The organism is Intrasporangium sp. (genome assembly GCF_036566125.1).
Taxonomy (GTDB): Bacteria; Actinomycetota; Actinomycetes; order Actinomycetales; family Dermatophilaceae; genus Intrasporangium.
In genome coordinates this window covers 1-10044 of the sequence record NZ_DATCWX010000129.1, presented here as the reverse complement: position 1 = coordinate 10044, position 10044 = coordinate 1, and the positions used below count along the sequence as shown (strand labels likewise).

The following is a 10044-nucleotide window of genomic DNA, read 5'->3' as shown; positions in this document are numbered from 1 at the left end:
GGCGGCCAGCGCCTCGTAGGCCCGCCGCGTCCGGTCGTCGTCGTGGACGTCGAGTTGCATGGTGCGCATACGAAAACGGTAGGGACCAGCCGGACCGTGGTGCCACCGAGTTTTCCGGGTCTGCTGACGTTTCCTTGGGTGATTGAGCGCCTGACTCAGAGCACACGGTGCGACGGGAAGTGCACATTCGAGGGGTACGGGGTCACGCTGGGACTGAGCTGGCGCGTGGGGCCGAGCTCAGCGGCATACGGCGTGATCCACTCGCGGTGCCCCGCACCTCCGACAATCCCGCCCCGGCTGGGACGTCGGAGGGTTCCGGACGAAAACGCGACCACAACCGCACCGCGGCTCAGTTGTCGGAGGCGGACCGGCCACCCCCGCGTCGAGTGCGCTCAGTTCGTGACATCCGCGCGGGCGACGGGAAGTGCGCATTCGACGGGGACGGGGCCACGCTGGGACTGTGCGGGCGCATGGGCACCAGCCGACCCGGCCCGGCCGGAGATGACCCACGGAAGAGTCATCCAAGCGGTTTCCCGGCTCAGCCCCCCGACGCAGGTTGCCAGCGCCTGTGCCGTGTGGGTCAGAAGGCGGACTCGGGCACGTCCATCAGGTCGTTGTCGGTGTCCTCGGCGATGGCGCGCTCCGCGGCGAGCTTGGGCAGGACGTTCTTGGCGTAGAACGACGCTGCCGCGACCTTGCCGCGATAGAAGTCCGCGTCCTTGCCCGTCACACCCGCGTCGAGCGCGGCCTGCGCGACGGCTGCCTGGCGGAGCAGGAGCCAGCCGACGACGAGGTCGCCGGCCGCGAGGAGCAGGCGCGTGCTGTTCTGGCCGACCTTGTAGAGGTTCGTGACCTCGCCGCCGACGCGCGGGTCGCTCTTCATCAGGTCGTTGATCATGTGGCCGACGATGGCCTGCACGTCCTCGAGGGCCTTGCCGAGCAGTTCCCGCTCTCTGTCGAGCGAGCCGCCGAGGTCCTTTGCGAACTCCTGGATCTGGCCGGCGAGGTGCTGCAGGGCCTGCCCCTTGTCGCGCACGATCTTGCGGAAGAAGAAGTCGAGCCCCTGGATCGCGGTCGTGCCCTCGTAGAGCGTGTCGATCTTGGCGTCCCGGACGTACTGCTCGATCGGATAGTCCTGCAGGAATCCCGACCCGCCGAAGGTCTGCAACGACTCCGTGCCGAGCAGCACCCAGGCCCGCTCGGAGCCGAGGCCCTTGACGATGGGCAGGAGCAGGTCGCTGACCCGGCTCGCCAGCTCAGCGTCCGAGCCCTTCTCGACGTCCTTGGTCCGGTCCCCGCCCTGCGCCTGCGCGACTGTGTCGAGCTGGGTGGCGGTGTAGAGGACGAGTGCCCGCAGCCCCTCGGCGTATGACTTCTGCAGCATGAGGGAGCGGCGCACGTCCGGGTGGTGCGTGATCGTGACCCGGGGCGCGGTCTTGTCCGTCATCTGGGTGAGGTCGGCACCCTGGACGCGCTGCTTGGCGTATTCGAGGGCATTCAGGTAGCCGGTCGACAGGGTCGCGATTGCCTTGGTGCCGACGAACATTCGCGCATTCTCGATGACGTGGAACATCTGCGCGATGCCGTCGTGGACGTCGCCGAGGAGCGTGCCGACGGCCGGCTCGTGCTCACCGAAGGTCACCTCGCACGTCGTGCTGACCTTCAGCCCCATCTTGTGCTCGACGTTGGTGACGTAAGCGCCGTTGCGGTCGCCGAGCTCACCCGTCTCGAGGTCGACGTGGAACTTCGGGACGATGAAGAGGGACAGGCCCTTGGTGCCCGGCCCGGCGCCCTCGGGACGGGCGAGCACGAAGTGGACGACGTTGTCGACGAGGTCCGACTCGCCCGACGTGATGAACCGCTTGACGCCCTCGATGTGCCACGTGCCGTCCGGCTGCTGAATGGCCTTGGTGCGGCCCGCACCGACGTCGGAGCCAGCGTCCGGCTCGGTGAGGACCATCGTCGTGTGCCAGGCGTTGTCGACGATGTGCTTGGCCAGCTTCTGCTGGTCCTCGGTGCCGAGGCGGTAGAGGAGGTTGGCGAAGGAGTAGCTCGCCGTGTACATGTGGATCGCCGGGTTGGCGCCGCAGATCATCTCCGCCGTGGCCCACCGCAGCGACGGCGGGATGACCATGCCGCCGAGCTCGACCGGCACATCGAGGTTGCCCCATTCCGCGTCGACGTACGCGCGGAAGGATCTGCGGAAGGACTCGGGCATCGTCACCGAGTGGGTGGCCGGGTCGTAGACCGGCGGATTGCGGTCCGAGTCGAGCAGGCTCTCGGCGAGCTCGTTCTCGGCGAGGCGGGAGATCTCGCGGAGGATGTCCTTTGCGGCTTCGACGTCGAGGTCGGCGTAGAGGCCCTGACCGAGGATGTCCTGGCGCCCGAAGACTTCGAAGAGGTTGAACTCAAGGTCTCGTACGTTGCTCTTGTAGTGGCCCATCGGGTCCTCCGCTGCTCGTCCATGAAAGATGCCGCCCTGCGGGCGCACGCCAAGTTACTGGCGGGTCACTTCCATGATGCTACCGAGCAGTAACGAATGCAAGAGAGAGGGCCCGTATGCCGCTGAGCTTGCTCCCAGGGGCACGCACCGACGAGTGCCAGGAGGGACTCAGGCGTCGGCGACCAAAGAGCCCACCCAGTCGCTGAGCTCGGCTGCCGTCTCCGGCGTGATCCCGTGGCCTCCGGGATCGCGTCGGGTGCGCGCGAGGGCTCCCGAGTCACCGGTGACGTAGTCCCAGGTACGGTCCAGCAGCTCCCGGGGGATCACCGCGTCCTGGTCGCCCTGGGCCACAAAGGCGCTGACGCCTTGGAGGCGGCCGGGTGTCACCGGAACGCCCGCGTCGAAGGGCAGCGTCCCGTAGAGAATCGCCGCACCGCGGAAGCGCTCCGGATCGGCCAACACCAGACCGCCCGCGAACGCGGCGCCCCCGCTGAAGCCGACGAGAACGACCGTCCGACCCTGCGGGGCCACCTCGTCGAGCCAGTCCCGGAACCACGCCATCGTGTCCGCCAGCGACTCGGCCACTGGCCGCCCGATACCGCGGTTGGCAAACCAGGCATACCCGCCACCCTCGGCGATCGGCGCTCGCACGGCCGCGTAGGCAGGGCCGTCAGGCAGGTGGTCGGCCATCATCAGGATCGAATGCTCGTCGGCGCCACGCCCATGGAGGAGGACGACGAGCGGAGCAGCCGGGTCGGCAGACCCGGCCCACGCCACCTCTGCCGTCGCGAAGCGGCTCGTCACTGCGCTTCCGTCGGACCGACGAGCTTCCAACCGCTCTGCCAGACCCAGCCCTTCGTCGCGTTGAGCGAGATGTTGAGGAACGCCATCTCCTCGAGGGAGCGGGCCATGCGCAGGCCGCCCGCGTCGATGACCCGGTAGCCGAGTGACGTCGCGAGCTCGCCGGTCTTGGCCTTGGCGTCGGCGTCGTCTCCCGCGACGAAGGCGTCGAGCGGCTGTTCGCCCTCGAAGGGATTCCCGTGCCGGCCAGCGAAGATCGTGTTGAAGGCCTTGACGACCTTGGCGTTGGGGAGCTTGTCCTGCAGCTCCTCCGCGGAGGACCGACCGGTCGTGAAGAGGTCGTCGAAGGTCTCGTTGATCGGGTTGGTCGAGTCGACGACGACCTTGCCGTCGAGGGCACTGCCCAGCTCGTCGGCGATGCTGCTGACCGCCAGGCCGGGCACCGCCAGCACGACGATCTCTGCGTCACGGACCGCGTCTGCATTGCTGGCGGCGGCCTGCGCCCCCACCTTGTCGGCGGTTTCACGGGCGCTCTTCGCCTCCGAGGCGGAGAGGATGACGTCGTGGCCGGCCTTCGTGGCGGCGGCGGCAAGGGCGGATCCGACGTTGCCGGAGCCGATGATCGCGATGCGCATGTGCACTCCTTGAGGTTGTTGAGTCCTCAACTATTCTCCGTGCTGCCTGCCGTGTCAATAGTTGCATGTTAAACTAACTCTATGAGCACGCACACTGACCACGACCTGGTCTCGACCTTCGGCCTCCTCATGGAGGCGTACAACTCCCTGGAGAAGCAGCTCGGCGCTTCCCTCGAGGAGCGGGTCGGTGTGCCGCACAACTGGTTCGAGGTCATGCTGCGGATCTCCCGTGCGGACAAGGGCCTCGCCCCGATGGGGTCCCTCGCCGACCAGGTGGCGCTCACGGGCGGCGGTGTCACCCGCATGGTCGACCGCATGGTCGCTGCCGGACTCGTCGAGCGGGTGCCGTGCGCGAGCGACCGCCGAGTCGTCTACGCGGGCCTGACGGCAGAGGGCAACGCCGTACTCGACAAGGCCGTCTCGATCCACGACGCCAACCTGCGCCGGATGCTTGCCGACTTCACCGACATCGAGCTCCTCGAGCTCGACGAGCTGCTGCGCCGCCTTCGGAGCGCGCGGCTCGTGGCCTGAGAGCCCGCCCACCACAAAGGGTTTCGTATGCCGCTGAGCCGGCTCAGCGGCATACAGCCTGCTTGGGTGGGTGGTCGGGAACGACGAAGGGCCCGGGCGGCTGACCGGGCCCAACGTGCTGGAGCGGGCGGCAAGAATCGCACTCACGTCTCCTCCCTGGAAGGGAGGTGTTCTGCTACTGAACTACACCCGCGGGGTGCGGGTCGATGTTAGCGGAGACGGGGTCGGACACCGAATCGGGCTCGCCGAACTCGTCGTGCGGGTCGTCGAGATCCCTGGTGCCGACCGGGATGAACCCCAGACGTTTGAGCAGGCGTGGGCCGGGCTCCGCCCAGATCGGCCAACCGCCCTTCGGCTCCTTGGCGGCGATCTGCGCGTAGAGCGCCTTGGTCATCTCTACGGTGACGTCGCCGTAGAAGCCGTCGGCGATCTGGGTCTCCTTGAGACGGTTCCTCGTCAGGATCTTCGTGCGGGTCGCCGACGCGAGACGTTTCCACACGACGGCTTGGTAGCGCTTGACGTCGCCGTTCCTCCGGCCCTGCTTGAGGTTGGCGACGGCGATCGTGGGCTGAGGCGGGGGAGGCTTGATGCCGGTCTTCGAGGCGCGGTACTGCTTCCACGTCTGGCGCAGGTAGGTCCGGTCGCCATCGTCAGGGTCATCGCCGGCGAGGCCGTTCTCGCCGGCGTACCACTCGCGCAGCTGTGCCTTCGCTTCCGGTGACAGGTGGCGGCAGTCCTTGAGGACCATGTGCAGGTGCGAGGCCCACTTCTCTCGGAGCCACCTCTTGCGGGTCGGTGACCACCACGTCGGCTCACGGATGTCGGCGTAAAAGCCGATCTGACGGGCCAGCCCTTCGAGCCGGAGCTTCTGCTGGGGGTTGAGGCGGCCCAGTGAGAGATCGACATGACCACCACCGGATCCGGTTCCCGCAGAGGCGGTTTTGCCAACCTGGAAGGAGCCGAAGCCCTTGATCGGGGAGACCAGGACGTCCCTGCCCGAGGAACGGGCGAGCTCGTCCAACGGCTCCTTCATGCAGGGACAGATCGTCACGCCACGCCACGTCGGATGAGCCATCGGTGCCTCCTGAGTGTGTCCACTCCATGGTGTCGCTCTTGGTGGCGCCCGACAGGCGAACGCCCCGATCGGCAGAGGATCGGGGCGTTCGGGGTGATACCGGTTGCTGCAGCCCGTCAAGACGTAGCGGGCTCCTCGTAGCTGTGGAGCCGCCTGGCGACGGCCTCCGAGACGGAGGCCGGGCCGCCGAGGATGACGATCTTCCTCGGCTTGAGCCGCTTGAGCTCGTTGATCGTCGGCGTGACGAGCAGGTCGCTCCGCGTGAGCAGGACCGGGCCGCCGCGGTGCCCGCCGACCGGCCCTGCGGCGAGGGCATCCGGGAAGGTCCCGCCGGTGGCGATGTAGGCGATCGGTGCGCCGGCCGCGAAGGTCGACGCGGACGTGGCCGCGGCGACGTTGTACCGATCGGCGCCACCGATGCGGCTCACGGTGGACGAGTAGCTGCGCAGCGCCTGCTCGACCGCGGCGGAGACGGAGCCGGTTCCGCCGAGGATGACGATCTGTTCCGGCTTGAGGCGCTTGAGCTCGTTGATCGTCGGGGTGACGAGCTGGTCGGTCTTGGTGAGCAGGACCGGACCGCCGCGGTGGCCGCCAACGGGGCCGGCGGCGAGCGCGTCGGGGAAGGTGGTGCCGGTGGCGATGTAGGCGATGGGGGCGCCGGTCGCGAAGGTGGAGGCAGACGTGGCGGCCGCGACGGCGTACCGGTCGGCCCCACCGATGCGGCTGACGCTGGGCGCGTAGCTGCGCAGCTGCTGCTCGACCGCGGAGGAGACGGAGCCGGTTCCGCCGAGGATGACGATCCGTTCCGGCTTGAGCCGCTTGAGCTCGTTGATCGTCGGCGTGACGAGCAGGTCGCTTCGCGTGAGCAGGACGGGGCCACCGCGGTGCCCGCCGACGGGCCCAGCGGCCAGGGCATCCGGGAAGGTCCCGCCGGTGGCGATGTAGGCGATCGGTGCGCCGGCCGCGAAGGTCGACGCGGACGTGGCTGCGGCCACCTCGTAGCGGTCGGCTCCACCGATGCGCGTGGCGCTCGGCGACAGTGCCGCGGTGGCCGTGCGCAACGCGGGGAGCTTGGCGTAGAGATAGTCACCCGGGCAGTCGGTCGCGTTGACGTTCCGGTGCCCCGAGATGTTGTTGTAGGTCGTGCCGTCGACGACGGTCGTGCCGAGGACGTCGAAACGGTGGACGTCCGCCTTCCAGGCGATGAGGTTGCGCAGCGCGGTGGTGACGGCGGACGGCGGCTCGGCCGTCTGGAAGTCACCGAGGACGGAGGCGCCGAACATCACCGAGTTGACGCCCGCGGCATGGGCGCCGACGACGGCCTTGTCCATGCCGCCGTAGCGGCCTTCCCAGATGCGGCCGAACCTGTCGACGAGGAAGTTGTAGCCGATGTCGCGCCAGCCGTGGCCGTTGACGTGGTACTCGTAGATGCCCTCGATGATGCCGGGCACCTGGTCGGCCGTGTAGCTGTTGGACCCCGCGGTGTGGTGGACCACCGCGCCGTCGACGACGCCATAGTCAGGCTCGGACGGGTCTCGGACCGACTCGTCTGCACCCCACTGGGCGCGCGTGTAGATCGTCGGCTTGGCCACCGCCGTGACCGCATCGGCCGTGACCGCATCGGTCGTGACCGCATCGGTCGTGATGGCCATGGTCGACTCGACGATGTACTCAGATGTCCGTGATGCGGTCGGTGTGGCGCTCGAGGTGGCGCTCGAGGTGGCGCTCGACGTGGTCGAGGCGCCGGGCTCGACGACCATGAGCTCAGCATCGAGGGGGCTCGCGTCCCCCTCGGCGATGATGCGGACCTGGATCTCATCCGCGTCCGTGGTGACAAGGGGTGCCGATCCCTCGCGAGCACCGCCTGTCTTGGCGGCTGCCTCCTTCGCCTCGGCAGGATCGGGCCCGTCAGCCTCCGCCTCGAGGAACCGCCATTCCGACCAGATGCCTGCCTCGGCGGTGCGGTACTGCACAGAGCCGCCGGGTGCGGAGCCCGCGTCCCACGTGACGCCGACGACCGCGAGCGGCGGCACGTCGACAGCCTCAGTCGCCGAGGCGATTTCGACTGCCCGGCCTCGCGCATACTCCCTCGCCTCGGCGGCGTCAGCGCGGCTCAGTGACCCGACGCCCCGGACCTTGTCGGCTGGCGCGAGGTCGTGGATCGTCGTGGTGGCCGGTCCCGGACGGCCCACCGGCGTCGTGCCACCTGCATCGGGTCGGGCCGATGCCTGCCAGGCGGGCATCGCTACGACCGATAGGAGCAGCGCGGTTGTCGCGGCCGTGATCCGGGGAGTGGTGGCACGTTTCGTGGCTGGAGTCATGAGGGGCACCTTGCGATGTGGGCAAAATGGGCACAGGTTGACTCCTGCCCCAGAATCACGGTAGCGCGACCCGCGGTTCTTTGTCAGGTTGACCCGACCACGTGCGCCGAGCGGGCTCAGTACGACGTCTTGCAGACGACCGTCGTGTCGCCGCCCCCGACGGCGCTCGCACGCTGGACGACCTCCCCGTGGACGCGCACCGAGCACTTGATCATCGAGCTGCCGTCACCGGTGGTCGCGGAGATCATCACGGTGCCATGGCCGGCGGGGCCGGTTCCCGACCAGGACCTGCCCACATTGGACTTCGTCACCATGTCACCGTCCTCGTCGAGGAACGTGATGGTCTCGATCCGGGCGTCCGAGGTCACGGAGTACTCGACGACCGAGACGTTGACGTTGACGTTGGAGTTCGAGTTCGAGTCCTCGACCTGCGAGTTGGATTGCTTCGCCTTGGAGCTGGAGTACTGGTTTCGCTGCGCCTCGCAACTCGACTGCGCTCCGGTCAGGGCCACGACGGCGAGGACAGCCGCGATCGTTGTGATGATGCGGGATCGACTGCGGACCACTTCGTGCGCCATCACACACACTCCCCAATGTGGTGGTGAGTAAGGAACTGCCCGTTCTGACCGGCCGCACATGGCGGCGTTCTCATGCACCGCTCCTCACAAGGTTGGTGGCGCGGGCGTGAGGCTGTCAAGGCACAGCGGTACGGGGAAGCATTGGTGCAGATGCGAAAGCGCCTTCAGCGCTTGTCGTCGATTTCCGAGTACTTCCACACGCGCTGGAGGACGTAGTGACCGTCGCCCAGCGGGTCGAGCAGCGCAGGACGCGCCTCGTTGATCATGACAGTGGGGCGCATGCGGACGTTGACGAGCGTCGTCCCGCGGAACGTCAGGTCGAGGATCACGCCCTCCTGCGTCTCCTGCCACCACCCCTGCCCGAAGTAGTGGTTGCCCGGGCTGACGAGCACGACACTCGCGTCGTCTCCGCGCTGCCGGAGCAGCAGCGGACCGGCCACGTGGGTCCCGGAGCCGATCACGTGGTCGCAGCCGGCCTTGTCGAACCAGCCGACCTGCTCCTCCTGCGTCGGCCAGAGGTCGTTGTGGTACTCCGCGCCGCCCCACCACTGCGGGTCGCAGATCACCAGGTCGGCGCCGCCCTTCCTGGCTCGGCTCACCCCTTCCTCGATGTTCTCCTGGGTTATCCACGGGACGCCGGGTGTGTTTGCGTCCGCCTTGGCCACCCCGCCGACGTCGTTGAAGGCGACGAACCCGACCTTGAGACCGGCGACCTCCGCATAGACCGGTTCGAGCGCCTCGTCGAGGTCCATCCCGAGCCCCGTGCGCGGGATCTTGTACTGGTCCATGAGCCGCAGCGTCGAGCGGATGCCGGCGACTCCCTTGTCGCTCATGTGGTTGGCGGCGAGGTAGACGATGTCCAGGCCGAGCGTGTCCCGCCAGTGGGGGAGCACCGCCTCCGGGACGCTGAAGACCAGGGTCCGGCCGAGCTGCGGCTCCCAGTTCTCGTCGGCGATGACTGGGCACTCGTGGTCGGCGATCGCGACGTCGGACCGCTTGGTCACCTGTGCGAACGCACCGTCGTTGCCGGTGTCCCGCGGCTGCACGGCTCGGTAGGGCTCGCGGTTCGGTGGGTCGACAACGGCTTTCGCGGCGTACTCGGCGGTGCCTCCACCAAAGACCCAGTCCCAGCCCTTGCCCCGAGCCACCGCCTGGGTCGCGCCTCCGCGGTCGGCGCACAGGCTCCCCAGGTTGGTCATCGTCCAGATCTCAGACTTGTCGTATGCCGTCCAGCTCGGCTCCAGCCCTGCGCCGGGTTCCGCTGTGGCGAGGACGGGATAGTCCATGGCCCGGGCCTTCGCATCGCCGAAGAGGTCGGCGCCGAACATCCCGAAGGGTCCCTTGCCGGCGATCGAGAGCACCTTTGTCGCCGGCTCCACTAGCCCGGGCGGGAGCAGCGCGATGCGCTTCTGGCCCTTCTTCAGCATGGCTGGGATCTCGTCTGCCTGCACACATGAGGCATCCGAGGTCAGTGCTGGCTGGGTGACCTCCACTCCGCACGGGAGCACCAGCTCGCCCCGGTCGGCCAGGGCCCCGAGCTCCTTGACGGTGGTGGTCGCCCTGAGGTTCGTGATCCCGGTGACCACGGCCAGCGGGAAGGTCATTGGCTCCGTGGTTGTCGTGGGGCTCGCCGTCGCCGAGCCGGTGCCTGCCGAGGGAG

General features: G+C 68.3%; 8 protein-coding genes and 1 tRNA gene. 1 reads left to right on the top strand and 8 read right to left on the bottom strand.

Annotation, left to right across the window (positions count from 1 at the left end; all coding sequences use genetic code 11):
* Positions 1-580: 580 nt before the first annotated feature.
* The 3 genes from VIR15_RS07545 to VIR15_RS07535 form a co-directional block, all read right to left on the bottom strand.
* The gene (locus tag VIR15_RS07545) at positions 581-2443 is read right to left on the bottom strand and encodes an acyl-CoA dehydrogenase (protein WP_331926858.1); all 1863 of its coding nucleotides are present in this window, start codon (positions 2441-2443) and stop codon (positions 581-583) included.
* Between the two features lie 168 nt (positions 2444-2611).
* Complete coding sequence (locus VIR15_RS07540) at positions 2612-3247, bottom strand: alpha/beta hydrolase (RefSeq protein ID WP_331926857.1); 636 nt, start codon at positions 3245-3247, stop codon at positions 2612-2614.
* The gene (locus VIR15_RS07535) at positions 3244-3879 is read right to left on the bottom strand and encodes an NADPH-dependent F420 reductase (RefSeq protein WP_331926856.1); all 636 of its coding nucleotides are present in this window, start codon (positions 3877-3879) and stop codon (positions 3244-3246) included. The genes VIR15_RS07540 and VIR15_RS07535 overlap by 4 nt, the downstream gene beginning before the upstream one ends.
* Positions 3880-3960: 81 nt before the next feature.
* Between VIR15_RS07535 and VIR15_RS07530 the strand changes: the two genes are divergently transcribed.
* A complete protein-coding gene (locus tag VIR15_RS07530) occupies positions 3961-4410 on the top strand; it encodes a MarR family winged helix-turn-helix transcriptional regulator (RefSeq protein WP_331926855.1) in 450 nt (149 codons plus the stop codon).
* Positions 4411-4529: 119 nt separating this feature from the next.
* On the opposite strand, the gene VIR15_RS07525 is transcribed toward VIR15_RS07530, so the two are convergent.
* The 5 genes from VIR15_RS07525 to VIR15_RS07505 form a co-directional block, all read right to left on the bottom strand.
* Positions 4530-4603 (bottom strand) — tRNA-Gly (locus tag VIR15_RS07525).
* Complete coding sequence (locus VIR15_RS07520) at positions 4586-5443, bottom strand: hypothetical protein (protein ID WP_331926854.1); 858 nt, start codon at positions 5441-5443, stop codon at positions 4586-4588. The genes VIR15_RS07525 and VIR15_RS07520 overlap by 18 nt, the downstream gene beginning before the upstream one ends.
* A gap of 158 nt (positions 5444-5601) precedes the next feature.
* Positions 5602-7806: a cell wall-binding repeat-containing protein gene (locus VIR15_RS07515; protein WP_331926853.1), complete on the bottom strand. Its 2205-nt coding sequence runs from the start codon at positions 7804-7806 to the stop codon at positions 5602-5604.
* Between the two features lie 116 nt (positions 7807-7922).
* Positions 7923-8384 (bottom strand): hypothetical protein, encoded by a 462-nt coding sequence (locus tag VIR15_RS07510; protein WP_331926852.1) that lies wholly within the window; start codon positions 8382-8384, stop codon positions 7923-7925.
* 164 nt (positions 8385-8548) lie between these two features.
* The coding region (locus VIR15_RS07505; RefSeq protein ID WP_331926851.1) for a CapA family protein at positions 8549-10044 on the bottom strand (1496 nt) is incomplete at its 5' end.